The organism is Kribbella sp. CWNU-51, from assembly GCF_054073265.1.
Window position 1 is genome coordinate 40,351 of record NZ_JBSXMZ010000004.1, and the last position, 21,160, is coordinate 61,510.

At 68.1% G+C, this 21,160-nt stretch carries 19 protein-coding genes; 8 read left to right on the forward strand and 11 right to left on the reverse strand.

What is annotated here, in order from left to right; genetic code table 11:
* Positions 1–46 precede the first annotated feature (46 nt).
* The 3 genes from ACXC9Q_RS02320 to ACXC9Q_RS02330 form a co-directional block, all read right to left on the reverse strand.
* Positions 47–1,336, reverse strand: coding sequence for an ATP-binding protein (locus tag ACXC9Q_RS02320; RefSeq protein ID WP_457054793.1), 1,290 nt, complete (start codon positions 1,334–1,336; stop codon positions 47–49).
* Positions 1,327–1,752 (reverse strand): response regulator transcription factor, encoded by a 426-nt coding sequence (locus ACXC9Q_RS02325; RefSeq protein WP_457054794.1) that lies wholly within the window; start codon positions 1,750–1,752, stop codon positions 1,327–1,329. The genes ACXC9Q_RS02320 and ACXC9Q_RS02325 overlap by 10 nt, the downstream gene beginning before the upstream one ends.
* A 208-nt stretch (positions 1,753–1,960) precedes the next feature.
* Positions 1,961–2,953, reverse strand: a complete 993-nt coding sequence (locus ACXC9Q_RS02330; protein ID WP_457054795.1) for a calcium-binding protein — start codon at positions 2,951–2,953, stop codon at positions 1,961–1,963.
* Between the two features lie 273 nt (positions 2,954–3,226).
* Between ACXC9Q_RS02330 and ACXC9Q_RS02335 the strand changes: the two genes are divergently transcribed.
* Together ACXC9Q_RS02335 and ACXC9Q_RS02340 are read left to right on the forward strand one after the other, a co-directional pair.
* Positions 3,227–4,084, forward strand: coding sequence for a serine/threonine-protein kinase (locus tag ACXC9Q_RS02335; RefSeq protein ID WP_457054796.1), 858 nt, complete (start codon positions 3,227–3,229; stop codon positions 4,082–4,084).
* A 266-nt stretch (positions 4,085–4,350) separates the two neighbouring features.
* Complete coding sequence (locus ACXC9Q_RS02340; RefSeq protein WP_457055756.1) at positions 4,351–6,294, forward strand: glycoside hydrolase family 15 protein; 1,944 nt, start codon at positions 4,351–4,353, stop codon at positions 6,292–6,294.
* Positions 6,295–6,310: 16 nt separating this feature from the next.
* Here ACXC9Q_RS02340 and ACXC9Q_RS02345 read toward each other — a convergent pair whose 3' ends face one another.
* Both ACXC9Q_RS02345 and ACXC9Q_RS02350 read right to left on the reverse strand, forming a co-directional pair.
* The gene (locus ACXC9Q_RS02345; RefSeq protein ID WP_457054797.1) at positions 6,311–7,051 is read right to left on the reverse strand and encodes an orotate phosphoribosyltransferase; all 741 of its coding nucleotides are present in this window, start codon (positions 7,049–7,051) and stop codon (positions 6,311–6,313) included.
* Positions 7,052–7,140: 89 nt separating this feature from the next.
* Positions 7,141–8,163, reverse strand: coding sequence for an NADPH:quinone reductase (locus tag ACXC9Q_RS02350; RefSeq protein ID WP_457054798.1), 1,023 nt, complete (start codon positions 8,161–8,163; stop codon positions 7,141–7,143).
* Between the two features lie 199 nt (positions 8,164–8,362).
* Here ACXC9Q_RS02350 and ACXC9Q_RS02355 point away from each other — a divergent pair, with 199 nt between their 5' ends.
* Positions 8,363–9,163 (forward strand): alpha/beta fold hydrolase, encoded by an 801-nt coding sequence (locus ACXC9Q_RS02355; protein WP_457054799.1) that lies wholly within the window; start codon positions 8,363–8,365, stop codon positions 9,161–9,163.
* 63 nt (positions 9,164–9,226) lie between these two features.
* Here the strand turns inward: ACXC9Q_RS02355 and ACXC9Q_RS02360 are convergent, their stop codons facing one another.
* Positions 9,227–10,567 (reverse strand): aminotransferase-like domain-containing protein, encoded by a 1,341-nt coding sequence (locus ACXC9Q_RS02360; RefSeq protein WP_457054800.1) that lies wholly within the window; start codon positions 10,565–10,567, stop codon positions 9,227–9,229.
* A 63-nt stretch (positions 10,568–10,630) separates the two neighbouring features.
* On the opposite strand from ACXC9Q_RS02360, the gene ACXC9Q_RS02365 reads away from it, so the two are divergent.
* Positions 10,631–11,284 (forward strand): DJ-1/PfpI family protein, encoded by a 654-nt coding sequence (locus ACXC9Q_RS02365; protein WP_457054801.1) that lies wholly within the window; start codon positions 10,631–10,633, stop codon positions 11,282–11,284.
* 51 nt (positions 11,285–11,335) lie between these two features.
* Positions 11,336–12,193, forward strand: a complete 858-nt coding sequence (locus ACXC9Q_RS02370; RefSeq protein WP_457054802.1) for a hypothetical protein — start codon at positions 11,336–11,338, stop codon at positions 12,191–12,193.
* 27 nt (positions 12,194–12,220) lie between these two features.
* Here the strand turns inward: ACXC9Q_RS02370 and ACXC9Q_RS02375 are convergent, their stop codons facing one another.
* On the reverse strand, positions 12,221–13,207 hold the full coding sequence (locus ACXC9Q_RS02375; protein WP_457054803.1) for an NAD-dependent epimerase/dehydratase family protein: 987 nt from the start codon (positions 13,205–13,207) through the stop codon (positions 12,221–12,223).
* 118 nt (positions 13,208–13,325) lie between these two features.
* Between ACXC9Q_RS02375 and ACXC9Q_RS02380 the strand changes: the two genes are divergently transcribed.
* Genes ACXC9Q_RS02380 through ACXC9Q_RS02390 form a run of 3 tightly spaced genes read left to right on the forward strand, consistent with a single transcriptional unit; the run spans position 13,326 to position 16,072 of the window.
* A complete protein-coding gene (locus ACXC9Q_RS02380; RefSeq protein WP_457054804.1) occupies positions 13,326–14,069 on the forward strand; it encodes an SDR family NAD(P)-dependent oxidoreductase in 744 nt (247 codons plus the stop codon).
* Entirely contained in the window at positions 14,059–15,534 is a 1,476-nt protein-coding gene (locus tag ACXC9Q_RS02385; protein ID WP_457054805.1) for an aldehyde dehydrogenase family protein, read from the forward strand. Before ACXC9Q_RS02380 ends, ACXC9Q_RS02385 begins: the two co-directional genes overlap by 11 nt.
* Entirely contained in the window at positions 15,521–16,072 is a 552-nt protein-coding gene (locus ACXC9Q_RS02390) for an Lrp/AsnC family transcriptional regulator (RefSeq protein WP_457054806.1), read from the forward strand. The genes ACXC9Q_RS02385 and ACXC9Q_RS02390 overlap by 14 nt, the downstream gene beginning before the upstream one ends.
* A gap of 15 nt (positions 16,073–16,087) precedes the next feature.
* Here the strand turns inward: ACXC9Q_RS02390 and ACXC9Q_RS02395 are convergent, their stop codons facing one another.
* The 4 genes from ACXC9Q_RS02395 to ACXC9Q_RS02410 form a co-directional block, all read right to left on the reverse strand.
* A complete protein-coding gene (locus tag ACXC9Q_RS02395) occupies positions 16,088–16,972 on the reverse strand; it encodes a pseudouridine-5'-phosphate glycosidase (protein ID WP_457054807.1) in 885 nt (294 codons plus the stop codon).
* 7 nt (positions 16,973–16,979) lie between these two features.
* Positions 16,980–17,882, reverse strand: coding sequence for a carbohydrate kinase family protein (locus tag ACXC9Q_RS02400; RefSeq protein ID WP_457054808.1), 903 nt, complete (start codon positions 17,880–17,882; stop codon positions 16,980–16,982).
* 41 nt (positions 17,883–17,923) lie between these two features.
* Positions 17,924–19,522, reverse strand: coding sequence for a DHA2 family efflux MFS transporter permease subunit (locus ACXC9Q_RS02405; protein WP_457054809.1), 1,599 nt, complete (start codon positions 19,520–19,522; stop codon positions 17,924–17,926).
* A 74-nt stretch (positions 19,523–19,596) separates the two neighbouring features.
* Complete coding sequence (locus ACXC9Q_RS02410) at positions 19,597–21,105, reverse strand: aldehyde dehydrogenase (protein WP_457054810.1); 1,509 nt, start codon at positions 21,103–21,105, stop codon at positions 19,597–19,599.
* Positions 21,106–21,160: the final 55 nt, after the last annotated feature.

Below are 21,160 nucleotides of genomic sequence, written 5' to 3' on the forward strand. Positions count from 1 at the left end.
GCTCCCCGACCGGGGAACGGCACCTGGCCGGATCAGCCCATTGTCTTCACGAGTGCCTGGATCGCCTGCTTCTCGGCGGCTGGATCCTTGCTGTCCCGGACCGAGGTGAAGAGCGCGTCGTTCTGGCTGTCGATGAAGTCCCAGGCCTTCGCGTCGAGCGGCTTGAGCTTGGGGCGAGGCCGAGCCCGTGCCCGTCCGTACCGCTGTGACCGGGCGCGAAGACGCGTTCGAGATCGTCCGGTCCGAAGCCCGGCCCGTCGTCGAGGACATCGACGACGACACTGTCGCCCGCCATCGTTGCCTGGAGGGATGCAGCCGTCCTCGCGTGGCGGGTCGCGTTGTCGAGCAGGGGCGCCAGTACGGCGGTCACCACCTCGGCGGGGACGGCCACCTCGAGATCGGCCGGCGCGTCGATCTGTACGTCGCGGCCCTCGGAAACGTGGCGCAGAACCAAGGCGAGCCGGCAGGTCGCTTCTCCGCGCAGACGAGACCGCGCGGCATCGAGGATCGCACTCACCGCGGCGCTGAGCCGGTCCGTCTCGGCGAGGACGACGTGCGGTACGACGTGGGTTCCCGAGAGCTCGGCCAGTTGGGCTTCGCCGCGCAGTACGGTCATCGGCGTCCGCAGCTCGTGGGCGATCTCGTCGGTCAGCCGCCGCTCGTCGGCGATGGTGTCCGACACCCGGTCGAGGAGCCGGTCGAAGGTCTGGGCCAGCTCGCCGAACTCGTCGCGGGCCGGCCCCAGGCCGAAGCGGCGGCCGGGGTCATGGTCCCCCCACTCGTCGGCCAGCGCAGACATCTGATGGACGACACGCAACGCTCGGCTGACGCCGAGATAGGCGACGAAGCCTGCGAGTACGACGGCGAGACCGCCGAGCACGAGCGACGTCAGCAGGCTGCGCTGCTCCGAGTTCTCGTACGGCGCGAGGTCCACCGTCACGACGACGGTGACCGGATGCCCGTGCACCGGCAGCGGTTCGGCGTACAGGAGGTAGTGACCTGTCGTCTGGAACTCGGCTCGGTCGGAGCTGCCCAGCCGGTCGACGATCCCGACCATGGGGGAGTGGGCGGCTCCGTCGATCAGCCGGCCGTCGGCATAGACCCAGGCGACCGTGTCGAATGCGTCACCGGTGCCCTCGACGAGCCTGACTGTCCCGTTGTGAACCTGGACAGTCGATGCGACGGCTTCGGCTCGTGTGCGCGCCAGCGTTCGGGTATCGGCGTCGGTCGCCCGGGTGAGCAGGACATGGCTCAGCACTACGAGTACGGCGACGACCAGCGTCGCGGTCAGGACCGCGAGTGACACGATTCGTCCCCGGAAGCCGGTCAGTCCCATCGGTAGCCGACTCCACGCACGGTCGCGACGCGGCCGGCGACACCCAGCCGGTCGAGCTTCACGCGCAGTCGCCGCAGGTAGGAATCCAGGGTGTTCTCGCTGACATAGGCGCCATGCGGCCACCCGGCAGCGACCAGCGCGTGACGGCGTACGACCTCCCCGGGAACCGAGATCAGTCGGCCGAGCAGCCGGAACTCGGTCGGCGTGAGCGATGCACCGGCGTCGCCCCGGCGTACCTCGTGACTGGTCGGGTCGAGCACCACCTCGTCGACGGCGACAGCGACCGTGGTCCGGCGTAGCAGTGCGCGGATCCGCACCAGCAACTCCGGGACGTCGAAGGGCTTGGTGAGAAGATCGGAGCCTTTCGCCGTTGCGACGACCGAGTGGCCGTCGCCCTCCAGGGCGCGCCGCAGCAACCCGCGCAGCGCGTGGTCGTCCTCACAGACAGCGATCCTGGCCGTAGCCAGAACCGTATCCGGTCGGTTGCTGGAGGCAAATGTCGTTGCTCAGCGTTCTCTCAGCGCCGTCTCGCAAGGATGGCGAGGTGATCCTCGTGCGACCTCGGCGTACGCGAGGAGACACCGGACCCGGCGTCCGCGGTACGGCGGACGCCGGGTTGTGCGCTCAGAGGATGCTGAGCGTGATCGTGCCTCGTGCCAGCCCGCCGGTGGCCACGGTGTCGCGGCCGGCGAGCGTGTCGACGGTCAGGTGGTCGGTCGGTTCCGCGTTCTTCAGCCGTACGTCGGCCCGCAGTCCCGACACCCGCACGTTCCCGGCGGAACCGGAGACCTGGATGTGGTCCCGGCCGGCGGTGCCCGTGACGGTCACCGCGTCGACGGCCGAGTCGCCGCCGCTCGTGTTGAGCTGTGCGCCGAGGTCGACGTCGACCCTCTGAACATCGGTGCCGCGCAGATCCCCGACGGTGACCGTGTCGGCGCCGCCGAGTGCGTTGAGCGCGACCCGCTCGACGTCATCGGTGTCCATCACGATGTTGCCCACGTCCCGGGTGAACCGCAGTCGCGGACCGTTGGCGGAGGCAACGAACTTCTCCGCGCCGGCCGCACCGTTGAACACCATGGTGTCCTGGCCGCGACCGCCCTCGATCACGTCGCTGCCGTCGCCCGGATCCCAGATGAACTTGTCGTTGCCGTCGCCGAGCAGCGCCGTGTCGGTGCCACGGTTCCCGTCGACGACGTCGTTGCCGGCGCCGGTGCGGATCAGTTCGTTGCCGCTGCCACCGAAGACGGTGTCGTTGCCGTCACCGGTGTCGATGATCGTGAACGGCTGCACCTCGGCGCCGTAGTCGATCCGCACGGTGTCGTCACCGCCCCGGCCGGTGACCTGGATCTGGCCGAAGTCGCTCCGCTTCACGGTGCGCTTCGCCGTACCATCACCGAAGTCGACCTCGAGAACCGACGTGTCGGCAGCCGGCACGCTCAGTGTGATGTGGTCCGCGTGGTTCGTGCCGGTGACGATCAGCTGTCCGGTGTCGATCGCGACGCTCCCCGAGGGCGTCGCGGATGCCGGGCCGGCCAGACTCACGGCGATGCCTGCGCTGAGAGCCGCGGCAGCCGCCGCGCTGAGGCTCCGCCGGATACGTCTCGTCGTGCTGCTCATGATGTGGTCCCTCCCTGTTGGTCACGGCGGTCTCGGATCGGAACGCCGCGGTGCCGGTTTGTATGGGGCCTACACGGCCGTCATCGCCGGCCGGTTCACCCCAATATCTCCAGAGTTTTCGATGCACCCGTCCCAAGAAGTTGCCGAGGGCACCTAAAGACAGAAGTGTCCGGGGTGATCGGAATTCTCATCGATCGAAGGTCGAACCGGATCGGCCTGAGATCCGTATTGAGAGCACGAGAGGCGTATCAGGACCCGCAAAGGCAGGCGATCATGGCAACAGTCGCGGTGGACCCACCACCGACGGTCGTCGCGCCAGGGCACCTGGTGTCCGGCCGATATCGCTTGCGGGTGTTGCTCGGCCGCGGCGGCATGGGCCGAGTCTGGCTCGGAGACGACGAACTGCTGCGGCGGCGAGTCGCGCTCAAGCACATGATGCTCCCGGGCCACGCGTCCGAGCACGTCCGCGCCACCGCCCTGGCCGAGGCGCGCGCGGCGGCGCTACTGAATCACCACAACGCGGTGAAGGTGTACGACGTCATCGAGGACGCCGGCGATCAATGGATCGTCATGGAACTGCTGTCCGGGCGAACCATGGCCGACGCGCTCAGGTCGGATGGACCGCTCCCGACCGCGGACGTACGGCGGATCGCGCTGCACCTGGTCGACGCATTGCGGGCCGTCCATCGTGCGGGTCTGGTGCACTCCGACGTCAAGCCGGCGAACGTCCAACTGTGCGACGACGGGCGGGTCGTCCTGATGGACTTCGGCATCGCCGCTGCCATCGACGATCAGCACACCTCGTCGAGTGAGGCGCTGGCCGGCAGTCCGGCGTACATGTCACCGGAGCGAGCTCGTGGTGACGCGGTCGGCCCGGCGTCCGACCTGTTCTCCCTGGGCGCGACGCTGTTCGCGGCTGTCGAGGGGAACTCGCCCTTCGGCGCCGGCGACCCGTTCAGCACGCTGGTCGCCGTGGTCGAGGCCCCGCCGGGCCCGTTCGTGAACGCGGGCCCGCTGCGCCCGATCATCGAAGCCCTGCTCGCCAAAGACCCCGCCGATCGGCTGACCGTCGACCAAATCACCGCCGCCCTCCAGAGGCAGCGAGTCGAGTTGGAATCAGAACGGGAGTAGCCGGCCCGACGGGGACCGAAGGTCGAGGTCTCTCGGGCGTCTGCGTCTGACTGTTCGAATCCGCCTCGGCCGAATCAGGACCTGCTGCATCGACTGCACCTCCTCCGAAGGGCACGCCATCGTGCCGACGGTGTGTTGATCTCATTGGTAACGACGGCGCAGCCCGCCGGATTGTGACGTGGCTCGGCCGCTAGCCGTTCGGACTGGCGTCACAGCGAGCGTTCTCCGCATGATGGGTGGAACGACGAAGGAGGGAGGGAGTGACCTTGCCTCAGCCCCTGGCGCGCACCCTCGCGACTTCTGGTGACCTGCGGGAAGGTCCGAGTCGGAGCGCACACCCACCGATTGCGGACTATGCCTTCTTGTCGGATTGCGAGTCGAACTGCCTGATAGCGCCGAGTGGTGCGGTGGAGTGGATGTGCCTGCCGCGACATGACTCACCCAGTGTGTTCGGGGCGATTCTCGACCGGTCCGCGGGGAGCTTCCGGCTCGGTCCGTACGGCGTACAGGTGCCCGCTGCACGTCGCTATCTGCCAGGCAGCCTGATGCTCGAAACGACCTGGAAGGCACCGACGGGCTGGTTGATCGTCCGTGACGCCCTGCTCATGGGACCGTGGCACAACGTCGCCGAGCGGTCTGTGACCCACCGCCGCACACCGACCGATTACGACGCCGAACACTGTCTGCTGCGGACCGTCAAATGCGTCAGCGGCGCTGTGGATCTCTCGATGGTGTGCGAACCGATGTTCGGCTATGGCCGCAAGGAAGCAACTTGGCGGTATGACGGTCCCGGCTACGCCGAGGCGGTCGCGGACTGCCCTGACCTGGATCACGACGTCACTCTGAAGCTGACGACCGATCTACGCCTTGGTCTGGAGGGCCGCACGGCCCAGGCCCGGACCCGGATGTCGCAGGGCGATACGGCGTTCGTGGCGCTCTCGTGGTCGGTTCTGTCGCCGCCGCGGACCTGGGTGGAAGCCCTCGTGAGGATGGGGCGAACGGCCGAGTACTGGCGGCAGTGGATGAATGTCGGTGTGTTTCCGGATCACCCGTGGAGCAGTTACCTGGCGCGCAGCGCACTCACCCTGAAGGGACTCACCTTCGCTCCCACCGGGGCATTGCTCGCCGCCGCGACGACATCCCTGCCGGAGACGCCGCACGGCGAGCGGAACTGGGACTACCGCTACTCGTGGGTCCGGGACTCCACGTTCGCGCTCTGGGGGCTTTACACCATCGGGCTCGATCGCGAGGCGAACGACTTCTTCTCGTTCCTGACCGAGATGTGTGACGGCGAACACGACATCCAGATCATGTACGGCATCGGCGGCGAGCGCGAACTGCCCGAGCAGACCCTGGACCACCTGACCGGTTACGAAGGCGCGAGACCGATCCGGGTCGGCAATGCCGCCTACCTGCAGGGCCAGCACGACGTCTGGGGAGCCATCCTCGATTCGGTGTATCTGCATGCCAGGTCGCGCGACCAGGTGACCGAAAGCCTCTGGCCGTTCCTCAAGCGGCAGGCAGAGGCGGCCGCGAAGCACTGGCGCGAGCCCGACCAGGGGATCTGGGAGTCACGCGGTGAACCGCAGCACTTCACCTCGTCCAAGCTGATGTGCTGGGTCGCGATGGATCGTGGCGCCAAGCTGGCCCGGCTGCACGACGAGCCCGGATTCGCCGATGACTGGCAGGCGGTCGCCGACGAGATCCGTCACGATATCTGCACCAACGGTGTCGACGACAGAGGAGTCTTCGTCCAGCGGTACGGCGCCGGCACGCTCGACGCCTCACTGTTGCTCCTGCCGTTACTGCGGTTCCTGCCGGCTGACGATCCGCGGGTCCGCGCCACCGTGCGAGCGATTGCCGACGAACTCACCGAGGACGGCATGGTGCTGCGCTACCGCGTCGCGGAGACCGACGACGGGATGCACGGGGCCGAGGGAACGTTCACGATCTGCTCGTTCTGGCTGGTGTCCGCGCTCGTCGAGATCGGCGAACTGGACGAGGCCACCGCGCTCTGCGAGAAGCTGCTGTCCTACGCGAGCCCGCTGGGTCTGTACGCCGAGGAGCTCGACCCGCTCAGCGGACGCCACCTCGGCAACTTCCCGCAGGCGTTCACCCATCTGGCCATGATCAACGCCATCACGCACATCATTCGCGCTGAGGAAGCAGCCGGCCCGAACACCTTCGTCCCCGCCCACCAGCGCCTCTGATCCTCCGGGAATCCCGTTAGGCGGCCTGGGGCAGGAGGGTCCAGCGGGGGTCTTTGTCGGACCAGTGGTTGGTGAGGGCGTCGACGGCGAGACGGTGTGTCGCCGGGTCGAGGATGCCGTGGTCGGTGGCGGCTGTGAGTACCTCGAGGTAGGTGGCGATGGACTCGATCGGAAGCGTCTTGGCGATCGGAGCCACGGAAGTCGCGACGTCGCGCATGTCGACGAGGGTGAAGACGCCGACGAGGATCGCGCCTTCGGCCTGGAGTTCGTCGGCAAACGCTTCGAGCGCGGTACCTGACGAGACGGCGTCGTCGACCAGCAGCACGCGCCGGCCGGTGACCGATGCTCCGCGGACGCGCGGTTCATGGTCCTCGTGCCCGACGTACCCGGGCTTGCGGACGAACGCGAAGGGAAGGTCGCCGGCCAGCGCGACTGCGGTGGCGAGCGGGATCCCACCGGTCTCGGCGCCGACGATGACGTCCACGTCGAGCTGATGGGCGAAGGTCGCACCTGGTTCGGCGAGGTCGTGCAGCAGCCGCGGGTCGCCGTACGCGTTCTCGTTGGAGAGCGGCTGCAGGGGGAGACGGGTCTTCATGTCCCAGTGCGCGATACCGGGCCGGACCAGGCCGGGCACGGTGGCGAGCCGGGTGACGAGGTCGGTGCGCGGATTCGGTACGGCGGTGAGGCGGGCAATGTCGGCACGGTCGGCGAGCTGTGTCCGCCGGGGGTTCGCCAAGGTGATCTGGTTGGTGTTCATACCATTCACGGTCGCCCCGGACCGCGTCCGTCGCGCCCGTGGCTATCCCTAGTGATCACCCTGGAAGCCCCGCGGGGAGCGCGGCGTGTTCAGCTGGCGGCGACGTCGACCAGTACCTTGCCGACCGCTCCACTCTCGACGGCGGCGTGGGCCGCAGCTGTCTCCTCGAGGGGATAGCGGTGCAGGGGGAGACCGGCCTCCTCGCCGACCCGGAAGGCGCCGTCCGCGATTGCCCGGTTGATGTCCGCGGCGCCGGCGGAGATCCGGTCCCAGCCGACGGTGTAGAGCAGGACGAACTGGTAGCGCGTGTTCAGCCCCATGTTTCGCCGTACGTCGAGATCGACCGGGACGCCGCCGTCGTTCGCGTAGATCGAGATCGTCCCGCCCGGGCGGAGAACTGCCAGATCGAGCTCGGCATTGGCGCCGGCCGCGACTTCCACGACGAGATCGACCCCATCGGGCGCGATACCCCTGATCGCCTCGACCGCGTCCGGATCGCGGTAGTTGACGACATGATGCGCCCCGGCGGCCGTCGCGAGCCGCGCTTTGGCCTCCTGGCTGACGGTCGCGATCACCTCCGCGCCCGCCCAGCGGGCGAGCTGGATCGCCGCGTTGCCCACTGCTCCGGCACCGCCTGCGACCAGGATCGTCCGATCCGCCAGCGCATTGGGCGCCAGCCGGGCTGGGCCGCCCTCGCCGACCGTCAGCGCTCGATGAGCGGTGAGCGCCGGGATCCCGGTACTGGCGCCGAGGTCGAAGCCGGCCCCCGCGGGCAAGGGGAACACGCGCTCAGCGGGAACGACGGTGAACTCCTGGGCAGTGCCACTCGCGGGACGGCCGTCGCCGGCCAGCGTGACCCAGACGCGGTCGCCGACGCCGAGGCTGTCGACGCCGGCGCCGAGTTTGTCGACCACGCCCGCGCCGTCGTGGTTGGGGACGGTTGCGTCTTCGGGGCCGCCGCCGTACAGACCGCTGCGCTTCCAGTCCGTCGGGTTCACCCCCGACACCATCACGCGCAGCCGGACTTCGCCGTCCCCGGGTTCAGGGATGGGTGCGTCGACCAGTTCGAGCACGGCGGGATCGCCGGGGCGGGTGTACCTGATCGTTCTCATACAACGTCCTCCTCGACGTCGGCCGCTGCGGGCAGCGTCTCATGACCGGTGCGAGGGCGTCGCCCCTGGGCCGAAGGCCTCGGCGCCGGACACACACCAGGAGCCGCACCAGTGACTTCCACTGGGGTGACACGTCAACCAGAGACGCACTGTGGTCCTAACGGAACCTCCGATGATTGGAAGAACGATGCGAAACCTGATGTCGAATGCAAAGAACCTGCTGGTGGGCGCGGCCGGTGTGGCCGTCCTGCTGGCCGGGGCGACCACTGCCCAGGCCGCGGAGGCCGGACAGACCGCCCAGTCCGGGCAGGTGAAGCCGACGATCGTGCTGCTGCATGGTGCGTACGCCGACGGCTCGAGCTGGTCCGGAGTGACCAGCAGGCTCCAGCACGACGGCTACAACGTCGTGGCTCCCGCGGTACCGCTGCGGGGGATCGCCTCCGACACGTCGTACCTGAGCGGCGTGCTCGCGACCATCCCCGGGCCGAAGGTGCTCGTCGGTCACTCGTACGGCGGCGCGCTGGTCAGCGAGCTCGCGGACACATCCGGGGTGAAGTCGCTCGTGTACGTCGCGGCGTTCATCCCGAAGGCCGGCGAGACGCTGGGGGCACTCAACTCGCAGTTCCCCGGCAGTGAACTCGGTCCGGATGTGACCAACGTGATCAGCTACCCCGGTGGGGTGGACCTCGCGCTGAAGCCGGACAAGGCCGGCCCGATCCTGGCCGCGGACATCCCGGCCCGGCAGGGTGCTGTCTTCATTGCGGCGCAGCGGCCGGTTGCGGCTGCGGCGTTCAGCGAGCCGGTTGAGAAGACCGCCCCGGCGGCCCTTCCGAAGTACGCCGTGATTCCGACCGGTGACAAGGCGATCGCCCCGGCCGCCGAGCGGTTCATGGCCACTCGGGCCGGCGCGACAGAGGTTGAGGTCCCCGGTGCGTCGCACCTGGTCGCGGTGTCTCAGCCGTCGGTAGTAACTCAGGTGATCGAGCGAGCCGCCCGTTGATCGCGTCCTCGCCAGAGCCGGCCGGAGCATCCCGCTCCGGCCGGCTCTTGTCTGTCAGGCGTGTCAGCGGAACGGATCGCGGTCGGTTTCCTGCCGGACTGCGTGCAGGGCCTCGCGGAGGTCAGGAATGCTGACCGAGCCGAGTGCCAGGCGGAGAGCGTGCGGCACTGTGGGCGTGGTTGTGAACGGTTCGGCGGTGGAGACCGCGACCCGTCTGCCGGCCAGAGCTGCGGCGATCCGGTCCGGGCGCGCGTCCTGGGGCAGGGGCAGCCACAGGAAGTACGACGACGGGTGTGCGATGCAAGGCAATCCGGCCAGTACCTCCGAGGCGAGGGACTGGCGTAGGCGGGCGTCGTTCCGTTTCTCTGCCTCGAGGCGGTCGACGGTGCCGTCTTCCAGCCACCGGCAGGCGATCGCTGCGGTGAGGCCAGGGGTGTGCCAGGTCGTTGCCCGGATGACGCGCTCGAGCGCCGGCACGAGTGCCGCGGGTGCGGCGATGAAGCCGATCCGCAAACCGGTCGCCACGCTTTTCGACAGGCCTGACACATAGATGGTGAGGTCGGGGGCAAGCATCGCCAGTGGCGGTGGTGCGTCCTCGACGAGGTAGGCATACGAGGCATCCTCGATGATCGAAACGCCGTACCGATCGGCGATCGAAACGAGTCGTGCGCGCTGGGAGTCGTCGTACACCCAGCCGAGCGGGTTGTGCAGGGTCGGCATCGCATAGACGGCGCGGACGCGGCGTCGTCGGCACAATTGCTCGAGCGCCTCGAGATCGGGACCGGTCCCGGTCACCGGCAGGGGCGACAACAACTCCAGCCCCAGCGTGCGCGCGAGCACGATGAACCCGGGATAGGTGACAGCATCCACCGCGACCACGTCGCCCGGCTGCAACAGGGCCATCGCCGTCACCGCGAGACCGTGCTGGGCGCCGTTGACGATCAGGACTCTTTCGCGGCCGACGTCGAGTCCCTGGCGGCGCAAGTGCTGGGCGACCGCGGCCCGGTCCTGAATGCGCCCGCGATGTGGCTGGTAACGCAAGAGCGCATCGAGGTCGCCGGATCCGGCGAGGTCCCGCAAGGCGTGGCGCAGCAGTTCGGCCTGGCCGGGAACCGAGGGCGAGTTGAAGCTCAGATCGATGGCGTCGACGGCTACCGATCGTTGATCGATCTCATCGCCGGCTGCGGCAGCGAGGTCACGGACGAACGTGCCCCGGCCCTGCTCTGAGCTGACCAGTCCCATCGCTTCCAGTTCGCCGTACACCCGGGATGCCGTCACGAGCGCGATCCCCTCGTCAGCGGCGAGCCGACGGTGAGTGGGTAGGCGGTGGCCGGCGGGCCACCGGCCGTCGCGGATCTGCGCCGCCAGCGAATCGACCACGCCCTTGTACTTCGGCACCCTCACCGAAGCATTGTATGCATGACAATTCTTTGATCGTCATGCATCGGCGGCTCTAGCGTGCGATCCATGCACATCGCGATCCTGACCTTCGACGGCTACAACGAACTCGACAGCCTCATCGCCCTCGGCATTCTGAACCGCGTCAGCTCGCCCGGCTGGCGGGTGTCGATCGCGAGCCCGGCGCCGCGGGTCCACTCGATGAACGGCGTCACGATCGACGCCACGATTGATCTCGACGAGGCCTGCGCCGCGGACGCCGTCATCGTCGGTAGTGGCAGGAAGACCCGCGAGGTGGTGGAGGACCCCGCCATCATGAAGTCCCTGGGCCGGCTCGACCCCGCCCGGCAACTGTTGGCGGCACAGTGCTCCGGCACGTTGGTCCTGGCCAAGCTCGGGCATCTGAGCGACGTGCCCGCCTGCACCGATCTCGTGTCCAAGCCGTGGGTCGTCGCGGCCGGTGTCGATGTCCTCAACCAGCCGTTCTTCGCCCGCGGCAACCTCGCCACCGCCGGCGGCTGCCTGGCATCGACGTACCTCGCCACCTGGACCATCGCCCGCCTCCACAGCCTCGAGGCCGCCGAAGACGCCATGCACTACGTCGCCCCCGTCGGCGAGAAGGACGACTACGTCGCCCGAGCACTCCTCAACGTCACTCCCTACCTCGACCCGGCCCTGACCGAGCTCGCTCAGCCTTGTGGCGCCTGGGGCGAACTGTCGTGAGGTGCTGTCGGCGTCCGGGGTGGGTGCGATCCTGTGGCGGTGAGAACTGGGATGACGGCCGATGCTTGGGCCGAGCAGCAGGTCGCCGCGCTCCGCGACGATCCGTCCGGCCGGCTCGCCCTGATGCAGCGTTGCTACTACGGTCCGTTCGGGAAAGCGCCTCGGCATCTGCCGTATCGCCGGGCAGCGATGTCGGCGATGCAATGGGAGTTGCGGCGCGGTGTGCTGCAGCCACCCTTCAGTGATCGTCCGGGAAGTCCGTGGTGGCGGGCCGTGAATGAGCGCGTCCTCCGGGACGGCTGCGAGGCTGTGGCACTGAGCGGCGACCTGTCCGGCTCGGCCTCGTCGCGCACGGTCGAGTTCTGGCTGTCCTTCGCGCAGTACCCGACTGCCAGGGCGTGGTGGCGAGCGCACAACGGCAGCGTGATCGCCGGCTATCTGGAGCACCGCGCGCTGGCTGAGACGGAGACCGTCGCTGAGCGCTTCTTCATGAACGTCGTGCTGTGCCGGGTGCTCTACGCCCATGCCCTCGTCGCGGCGCCCCGGATCGCCTTGGGCCGGCTTCGTCCGCTCGCCCCGCTGCTCGGTGACCCGAGGCTCGGTATGGCCGGGATCTTCCTCCAGTTGTCCCGAGTGCTGCCGGACGAGTATCCGCTGCGCGAGGAGGTGCGGTTCTATCTGCGGAACGAGCTCGGATTCGGTCGGCTTCTGGACTACGGCGTGATCGTCCCGCGGCTGCAACAGATCTACGAGTGGTCAGCACACGAACTCGCCGACCCGGGCCTGCTCGACTGCATCGACAACGGAGCCCTGACCTACGCGCTGTCAGCCGACGACAACACCTTCTGGCAGCCACCAGAGTCCCTCATCCTCCACCTGGCCCGACGTCTGCTGCCCCCGTCGACGTAGCCTCGCCGTACGTCGAGGGACAAAGGGTCAGGGTGTGTAGCGGGCGACGAGCGTGTTCATCGCCTCGTCGATGGCGTTGTCGACGCGGCGCCGGCTGGGGTCCTCGTCGTACCAGGTGATGATCTCGCGGGCGCCTGTTTCGAAGGGGATCGTCGCGACGAAGTCCGGGACCACTTGGCGGAGCTTGCTGTTGTCGAAGACCGCCGAATGGGTCTTGTCGCCCAGCAGGCCGTCCCCCCACCCCTGATGTACGGCGGCGATGGCGTCCGAAGGAACGTGGACGATCTGTGCTGACGTCCCGGCTGCCGCGGCGAGCGTATGCGCGATCTGGTCCCAGGTCAGGACATCGTCGGAGGTGATCTGGAAGGTGTCGCCGAGCGTGCGTGGGTGGCCGAGCAGCGGGACCAGTCCGCGGGCGAAGTCGCGGTGGTGCGTCAGAGTCCACAGCGAGGTCCCGTCACCGTGCACCACGATGGGCTGGCTGCGGCGCATCCGTTCGACGATCGTCCAGCCGCCGTCGAACGGGACGAGAGTGCGGTCGTAGGTGTGTGAAGGCCGCACGATCGTGACCGGATAGCCCTCGTCCCGGTACAGCCCGGTCAGGAGGTCTTCGCAGGCGATCTTGTTGCGTGAGTACTGCCAGAACGGGTTGCGCAACGGCGTCGACTCGGTGATCGGCAGCCGAGCCGGTGGCGTCTGATACGCCGAGGCAGAGCTGATGAAGACGTACTGGCCGACGTGTCCGCGCAGTGCGTCGGTGCGGGTGCGTACCTGATCGGGCGTGAACGCAATCCAGTCGACCACGACATCGAAGTCCTGGCCGGCAACGGCGGCCAAGGACGCCGGGTCGCCGATATCGGCGGTGATCTGCTTCGCCTCCGGCGGGAGGGGGCGGATCGAGGTCTGGCCCCGGTTGACGACCGTGAGGTCGAGTCCCAGCTCGACTGCTCGCCAGGAGCAGGCCGAGCTGATGATGCCGGTTCCACCGAGAAAGAGAACACGCAGCCCACTCATTCGAACAACCTCTCCGTAAGATCACTCAGATCCCGAACTTGGAGAATGATAACAACTGAGCCATCCTGGGCTTACATCTGAAAGATCCAAGGAGGGCGGGTGGGTTGTGAGCAGCCTCATGGGGCGCGTTGTTCTGATCACCGGCGCCGGCGGTGGAATCGGCTCGGCGACCGCTCGCACCGTGGTGGCCCAAGGCGGGCATGCGCTGATTCACGACATCACCGGGTCCGCGCTCGATCCTCTCGCCAAGGAGCTCGGTGACAGCGCCACGGCCCTGGTCGCCGACCTCACCGACCTGGCGGCGGTCAAGAAGCTGTGGGACGACGCTTGGGCCGTCAAGGGGCACGTGGACGTCCTGGTCAACAACGCCGGCGCCTATCCGCCTGCTCCACTGGGCGCCCCGCTCGAGGAGTGGCTCAAGGTCTGGGACTTCTCGCTCGATCTGCATCTCAAGGCGCCCGCGGTCCTGTGTCGCGAGGCGGTGGCGGCGTACGCCGGATTGGACCGGGGCGGCATCATCATCAACCTGGCGTCGCGCGCTGCGTTTCGCGGCGAAGATCCGGAGTACTGGCACTACGCAGCAGCCAAGGCCGGTGTGGTTGCGATGACGCGCACGATCGCACGCCAGTACGGACGCAACGGCGTGACTGCCTTCGCTGTCGCTCCTGGGTATGTCGACACCGACTTGAACGAGCACTTCCGTGACACGGTCGGCGTCGAGGTCGCCGCGGAGCAGACCGGTCTGGGGGAGGTCGCACAACCGCAGGACGTTGCCAACATCATCGCGTTCCTGGCGAGTGGTCTGGCGAAGCACGCGACGGGCACCACCATCGACGTGAACGGAGCGTCGTATGTCCGTTGACACCGCCCTCGCGCGGATGAGTGCGGACCTGTTCGTCAACGGATCCTGGACCACGGGCAAGGCCGGGGCACTCGACAACGTTGACCCAGGCAACGGTCGTACGATCGGTGCCGTCTCGCTGGCCGGCACCGACCAGGTCGCCGAGGCGATCACCGCCGCCGAGAACGCCTTCCCGGCCTGGTCGGCGACGCCGGCCGCTGCTCGAGGAGACATCCTCCGGTGTGCGGCCGCACTGCTCGCGGATCGCGGCGAGGAGGCCGTGGCAACGATCCTGTTGGAGACCGGCAAGACGGAGGCTGACGCCCGCGGCGAGATCGGCCGTGCGGTGGAGACGCTGCGCTGGAACGGCGAGCAGGCCGGCCGAATCCCAGCAAGCGTGTTCCCCGGCGTTGCCGCCGGGTCGCGCCGCCTCTCGATTCCGACTCCGCTCGGTCCCGTCGCGGTGATCACGGCCTGGAACTTCCCGGCTGTCCTGGCGACGCGGAAGCTCGGCGCGGCCCTCGCCGCGGGCTGCACGGTGGTGTTCAAAGCATCGGAGTTCGCCCCGGCCACCGCACGACTCATCGTCGAACTGCTGGTGGAGGCGGGCCTTCCGGCCGGGGTGGTGAATCTGGTCTTCGGTGATCCGCAGGCGGTCTCCGAACAGCTCACTTCCTCCCCGGCGATCAAGGCTCTGTCCTTCACCGGATCCACCGCCGTCGGCAAGACGCTGGCCGCGCAGGCGGCTCCGAACCTCATCCGCACGGTCATGGAACTGGGCGGGCACGCGCCCGTACTGGTGATGGATGACGCCGACGTGGATCACGTGATCGCCACCACGGCGGCCGCCAAGTTCGGTTCCGCCGGTCAGTCGTGCGTCGCGCCCTCGAGGTACTTCGTTCACGAGTCTCTGTACCGCGAGTTCGTCGACAAGCTCACGGCCAAGGCGGCGTCCTACATCCTTGGGCACGGCACCGAGGATGGAGTGACGCTCGGTGCGGTCGCACACCAGGGACGGGTGGACGCGCTTGTCCGCCTCGCCCGCGATGCTGCCGATCATGGGGCCGTCATCACGACCGGGGGCCGGCAAGTGGACCGCGATGGCTTCTACTTCGAGCCGACCGTCGTCGCCGGACTCCCGCTGGACTCCAAGGCCGTGATCCTCTCGGAGGAGCCGTTCGGTCCGATCGCGGCAGTCTCCTCGTTCAGCACGTTGGACGAGGCGATCGACGCAGGCAACGCGACGCCCTATGCGTTCGCGGCGTACTTGTTCACGAACAGCATGGATGTGCGCGACGAGGTCGTCCAGCGGCTGAGCGCGTCGAACATCGGCGTCAACCAGCTGGCTCCGTCGCTGCCCGACGTACCCCTGGGTGGCCTGGGCGACTCCGGCTATGGCTACGAAGGCGGAATCGAGGGCATCCTCGCCTTCACCCAACTACGTCTCGTCTCCGAGACCGCGGGAGATCCTCATGCTCGCCGATAATCATTCCTCGTTGGCGCATGTCCGTGACGTGGCCGCGACGGCGCGCGAACCGTACGTGCTCGACGCGATCGACCTGGCCCTGCTGAAGATCCTGGTCGCGGACTGTCGTACGTCGCAGCGCCAGATCGCCACCATGCTCGGAGTCTCCGCCCCCACCGTCGGTGAGCGGATGGCACGGCTGGAGCGCAATGGCGTCGTCACGGGGTACAGCGCCCAGGTCGACTGGTCGGTCGTCGGCTACGGGCAGGTCGTGTTCCTCTCCATCGAAGCAGGCCCGGGATATGACGTCGGCGCGATCATGGCCGCCCTCTGGAAACTCGCGGAGGTCGAAGACGTCACTCTGGTCACCGGTGAGCTCGATCTCCTGATCCGGATGCGGGTCCGCGACTACGGCGAGCTGAGGACGATCCTGATGGACCAGGTCTGGCGGATCCCGGGCATTCAGAGGACGGCAACCCTGCTGTCCGTGGCCGACATGCCGGCGAAGGACTTCGGAGCCGCCCTCCTCGACAAGCTCGAGCAAGCAGCGGGCGACTGACCGACGACGGTTGGGTCAGCCCGCGAGCGCGACCGCGATCCGGGCCGCGATGTCAGCGTTGTTCCGGGCCAGCGCGAGGTTGGCTGGGACGCTCTCCCCGTCCGTCTCCTTCTCGATCCTCGCGAGGACGTACGGCGTAACGGCGGGACCTGCGACTCCGGCACGGGCACTCGCATCCAACGCGGCCGTGAGTACGGCGTCGATGCGCGACGCCGGGATCTCGTCGTCGACGGGAATCGGAACAGTCAGCAGGACGCCGGTAGCCGACCGCGCCCGGAAGCGGAGAACGTCACAGACGACTCGCTCGTCGTCGACCCGGTGCGGAATCGGCAGACCACTCGACCGCGTGTAGAACGCCGGGAACCAGTCGTGCTGCCAGCCCAGGACCGGGACGCCGGCGGTCTCGAGATACTCAAGTGTTCGCGGCAGGTCGAGGAAGGCCTTGGCGCCGGCGCAGACGGTGATGACGGGGTGGTTGGCGATTGCGTCGAGGTCGGCCGAGACGTCGCCGCTGAGCTCTGATCCGCGGTGGACACCGCCGATGCCGCCGGTGGCGAACACCGAGATCCCGGCGGCGTGGGCCAAGGCAACCGTCGCCGAGACGGTGGTGACGCCGACGTCCCATCCTTGTGCCAGCGCTACTGCCAGGTCGCGCTCGGCGACCTTGCGGGTGCCCTGCAGCACTCTCTTCTCTTCATCCGGCGAGAGACCGACATGTGGCCGGCCGTCGACGATCGCGGTGACGGCTGGCGTGGCGCCGTGGTCGAGGACTGCTCGCTTACACAGGCTGAGTGCGTCGGCGTTCGCCGGGGCGGGCAGGCCGAGATTCGAGAAGATCGTCGACTCGAGCGCGACGACCGCGCGACCTCTCTCCAGAGCTTGCGCCACTTCGTCGGACAAGATGGGCTCAATCACACACAGTTCCGTTCTCGTCAGCGGTCATGGACAGGGTGGCACCAGGTTCGCCGAGAACCCTCCTGGCAAGGCTATGGCCGACTTCGACCGCCTCGACGGCATCGGCATCCGCGAGTACGGCGGACAGGAAGCCCGCGGCGAAGGCGTCGCCGGCGCCAGTCGTGTCACGCACGTCGTCCACCGGGGGTACCTGGACGGTTGCTGACTTGTTGCCGCCGACATGTACCTCAGTGGGCTCCACGCCGTTCTTGACCACAACCGTCGTACCAGCGGTGGCGAGATCTCGCAGGGAGCCGACGTCGGCCTCGATCCCGTTCGCGAAGACGTACGTCGGTTGCAGTGCTGTGAGCAGGTCACGGAACCGCGTGGGTCCGACGGCATCGATGAGTGCGACCGAGGACGCATCGATGGTGAGGATTGCGCCTTCGGCACGGGCGATCCCGGACGCTTGGCGGAGGACGGACAGCGACGGCCCGACGAGGGAGTACGCCGAGAGATGGATCGCGTCCGCACCGGAGAGCCAGAGGTCGGGTACGTCGGCCAGCTGAGCCGCGGCCGCTCGGTCGGGGTACATCGTGCGTTCTCCGTCGTCATCCACCAGAATCACGATGGTGCCGGTTCGTCCTTGCCTCTGGACCCTGGCGTCGACACCGGCCCTGGCCAGGTCCCGCACCAGTGCCGCGCCGACAGGGTCGTCCCCGACCCGCCCGACGAACCGAACCGCCGTCCCAAGACTGCTCGCAAACGCAGCAACATTGGACGCCGCGCCGCCGCGTGCCCGGCGGATCCGGGCCGGGTTGTCCGTCCCCGCCCGCGTCGTAGCCGCCCAGACAACAACGTCCTCGACAAGGTCACCAACACACACAAGACTCCGTCGACCCTGCAACGGCCCCACCTCCCATCCCGGCTGAGGCGACGGTATGGGACGCGAGTCGGTCAGTCGACCACCGCGGGCGGTGCCTGGTCGTCGACGAGGCGTGCCACCTCGCGTTTGCGGGGGAGCATCAGGGCCGGCACCAGCGTGAGTACCACCAGCACCCAGGCGACCCAGAAGGTGTGCGCGAACGCGGCGGCGGCGTCGACCAACCCGCGCAGGACCGCGGCTGGGTCGAGGTGGAGCAGGGCGATGCCGCCCGGGCGGGTGTTGGCCGCGATGGCCGCCTGGGTCTCGCGGATGCCTCCGTCCTGCCCGGGGATGTTCTGCGTGCCGGGGATGATCGGCGAGTTGGCGAGCTGATTGGTGAGGATGACCGACATCGTCGCGACGCCGCAGGACGAGGCGATCTGCTGGCTGATGTTGAGCAGGGTGGAGCCGCGCGCGACCTGCGGACCGGGGAGCGTCTTCAGCGCCGAGGTGAACAACGGCATCATCGTGGCGCCCATCCCGAAGCCCATCACGACCAGCATGCCGATGATCAGCAGGTACGGCGTCGTCGCCGTGAGCTGAGTGAGGCCGAACATGCCGATGATGATCAGCACGAGCCCGAACGGCACGATCCGGCCGACCGGCACCTTGTCCACGAGCCTTCCGGCGATCGGCATCGTCACCATGGCGCCGAGACCCTGCGGCGCCACCAGGAGACCTGCCTGCAGGGTGGACTCGCCGCGGATCTGTTGGAAGTAGGTGGGCACCAGGAGGAGCCCGCCGAAGAACGCCGCGGCGAACAGGAACATCGTGATGATCGAGACGGTGAGGTTGCGGTTGCGGAACAGCCGAAGGTCGAGCAAGGGGTGCTCGGGCCGGAAGGAGTGCCAGACGAACGCCGCCATCAGCAGCACGCCGACCAGCATCGAGACCCACACCCGTGGCGCACCGAAATCACCGTTCTCGGCGGGCAGGGAGGACACGCCGAAGAGGAACAAGGCGAGACCGGGGGACATCAGCGCCACTCCGACGACGTCGAGCGACTCCGACCTGTGCGCGGTGTCCCTGGCCAGCGCGAACCAGGCGTAGACCAGTGCGATCACGCCGAGCGGCACGTTGATGAGGAAGATCCAGTGCCAGCTCGCCACCTCGATCAACCAGCCGCCCAGGATCGGTCCCAGGATCGGGCCGAGCAGCATGGGCACCCCGAGGATGGCCATCAGCCGCCCCATCCGGTGGGGCCCCGCGGCCCTGGTCATGATGGTCATGCCCAGCGGCATCAGCATGCCGCCGCCAAGGCCCTGCAGGACGCGGAAGCCGATCAGCATGTTGATGGTCGACGCGGTCGCGCACAGGGCGGACCCGGCGGTGAAGAGCAGAATCGCGGTCATGTAGAGCCGCTTGGTGCCGAACCGATCGGCCGCCCATCCGGTCAGCGGGATCACGGTCGCGAGCGCGAGCGTGTACGCCGTGACCGTCCAAGCGACATGTGAGTAGGCGACCGGGTTGCCGGGCGTACCGAACTCGACCTGGAAGGTCGGCAGAGCGACGTTGACCACCGTGATGTCCAGGATCGACATCACAGCGCCGAGCACCACGACGCCGGCGATCTTCAGTACGGCGGCATCGATGTGGTCGGGGTAGTCGGACTGCGTCGCTGGCTGGCTCATTTTGCCCCCTGAGCACGAATCAGATGAACCCGAGCGTACGCGCGAATCCTGCGCGGGCACGAGCCTTTTCCTGATCAGCCGAGTTTGAAGGGGTCGCGGGTGGCGCCGGTGAGTTCTACCCAGACGGCCTTGACCTCGGTGTACTCGTGGATCGCATCGAGCCCGTTCTCACGGCCGATTCCGCTCGCGCCGAAGCCACCGAACGGCACGTTGGGAGCGACGACGCGGTAGGCGTTGATCCAGACGTTGCCGGCCCGGAGCCGCGCGGCGACCCGATGCGCACGGTGCACGTCCTTCGTCCACACCGCACCGGCCAGACCGTACGGCGTGTCGTTGGCGAGACCGAGCGCATCGTTCTCGTCGCGGAACGTGTACACCGCGAGTACCGGCCCGAAGATCTCCTCCCGGACGACGGTGTGCGCCTTACTCACACCGGTGAGTACGGTCGGCCGGATGAAGAGGCCGCCGTGGTCCTGGTCGGGTCCGCCACCGCAGGCGATCACGGCCCCTTCCTCCCGCGCTGTCGCCAGGTAACCGAGCACCTTCTCGTACTGCGGTGTGTTCGCGGCCGGTCCCATCTCGGTGTCCTCGTCGTTGGGGTCGCCGAGCCGGATCCGGTCGGCACGCTCGACGATGAGACCGACCAGTTCGTCGTGGACACTCTCGTGCACGATGAGGCGTGATCCGGCCATGCAGGTCTGGCCGGTCGCCGCGAAGACACCGGCGATGACGCCATTGGCCACAGCGGCGAGGTCGGCGTCGGGGAACACCACCTGAGCGGACTTGCCGCCGAGTTCGAGTGTCACCCGGTTCAGATTCGCGCCGGCGGCCTGGGCCACGGCGGCACCGGTCGTGGTCGATCCTGTGAAGGCGACCTTGTCGACGCCGGGGTGCCCGGCCAGCGATGCGCCGACCGACCGGTCCAGCCCGCAGACGACGTTGAACACGCCAGGCGGGATCCCGGCTTGGTGAACGAGTTCGGCGAAGGCCAGGGTCGAGGCGGGGGAGTGTTCGGATGGCTTCACGACGAAGGTGCAGCCGGCCGCGAGTGCGGTGGCGAGTTTGAAGGTCATCAGCAGGAGTGGCGAGTTCCACGGCGTGATGGCCGCGACGACACCGACCGGCTCGCGTCGGGTGTAGACGAAGAAGTTGTCCCGGTCCGAGGGGATCGCGCGGCCCTCGATCTTGTCCGCCAACCCGGAGAAGTAGTAGTACCACTCCGGTAGGTACCGCATCTGGCCGATCATCTCGCGGTAGAGCTTGCCGGAGTCGGCGACCTCGAGCCGGGCCAGTCGCTCGGCGTTGGCGGCGATCACGTCCCCGAGCCGCTGGAGGAGCCGCGCCCGCTGGAAGCCGGTCATGCTGCCCCACGGACCGTCGAGAGCGTCCCTCGCCGCTCGGACCGCTCGGTCGACGTCGTCGACCGTCCCATCCGGAACAATCGCCCAGTCCTTGCCGGTGTAGGGATTGTTCGAGGCGAAGGTCGCGCCCGACAGGGCGTCGACGAACTCTCCGCCGATGTACATCTGGAACCGCTGCAGGTCCTCCCGGTCCGTCCGCGGCGTGAGCGTCGTACTGGTCATCGCTGCTCCTGGTCGTCGGAGGCGTCTCCCTACGGACGTTAGGTCACGCCCGTCC

What these genes read in the sequence shown, in the direction of transcription:
- ACXC9Q_RS02320 (WP_457054793.1), bottom strand. Translation starts at nt 1,336, where the DNA reads ATGGGACTGACCGGCTTCCGGGGACGAATCGTGTCACTCGCGGTCCTG.
- ACXC9Q_RS02330 (WP_457054795.1), bottom strand. Translation starts at nt 2,953, where the DNA reads ATGAGCAGCACGACGAGACGTATCCGGCGGAGCCTCAGCGCGGCGGCT.
- ACXC9Q_RS02335 (WP_457054796.1), top strand. Translation starts at nt 3,227, where the DNA reads ATGGCAACAGTCGCGGTGGACCCACCACCGACGGTCGTCGCGCCAGGG.
- ACXC9Q_RS02345 (WP_457054797.1), bottom strand. Translation starts at nt 7,051, where the DNA reads ATGAACACCAACCAGATCACCTTGGCGAACCCCCGGCGGACACAGCTC.
- ACXC9Q_RS02350 (WP_457054798.1), bottom strand. Translation starts at nt 8,163, where the DNA reads ATGAGAACGATCAGGTACACCCGCCCCGGCGATCCCGCCGTGCTCGAA.
- ACXC9Q_RS02355 (WP_457054799.1), top strand. Translation starts at nt 8,363, where the DNA reads ATGTCGAATGCAAAGAACCTGCTGGTGGGCGCGGCCGGTGTGGCCGTC.
- ACXC9Q_RS02365 (WP_457054801.1), top strand. Translation starts at nt 10,631, where the DNA reads ATGCACATCGCGATCCTGACCTTCGACGGCTACAACGAACTCGACAGC.
- ACXC9Q_RS02370 (WP_457054802.1), top strand. Translation starts at nt 11,336, where the DNA reads ATGACGGCCGATGCTTGGGCCGAGCAGCAGGTCGCCGCGCTCCGCGAC.
- ACXC9Q_RS02375 (WP_457054803.1), bottom strand. Translation starts at nt 13,207, where the DNA reads ATGAGTGGGCTGCGTGTTCTCTTTCTCGGTGGAACCGGCATCATCAGC.
- ACXC9Q_RS02380 (WP_457054804.1), top strand. Translation starts at nt 13,326, where the DNA reads ATGGGGCGCGTTGTTCTGATCACCGGCGCCGGCGGTGGAATCGGCTCG.
- ACXC9Q_RS02385 (WP_457054805.1), top strand. Translation starts at nt 14,059, where the DNA reads ATGTCCGTTGACACCGCCCTCGCGCGGATGAGTGCGGACCTGTTCGTC.
- ACXC9Q_RS02390 (WP_457054806.1), top strand. Translation starts at nt 15,521, where the DNA reads ATGCTCGCCGATAATCATTCCTCGTTGGCGCATGTCCGTGACGTGGCC.
- ACXC9Q_RS02405 (WP_457054809.1), bottom strand. Translation starts at nt 19,522, where the DNA reads ATGAGCCAGCCAGCGACGCAGTCCGACTACCCCGACCACATCGATGCC.
- ACXC9Q_RS02410 (WP_457054810.1), bottom strand. Translation starts at nt 21,105, where the DNA reads ATGACCAGTACGACGCTCACGCCGCGGACGGACCGGGAGGACCTGCAG.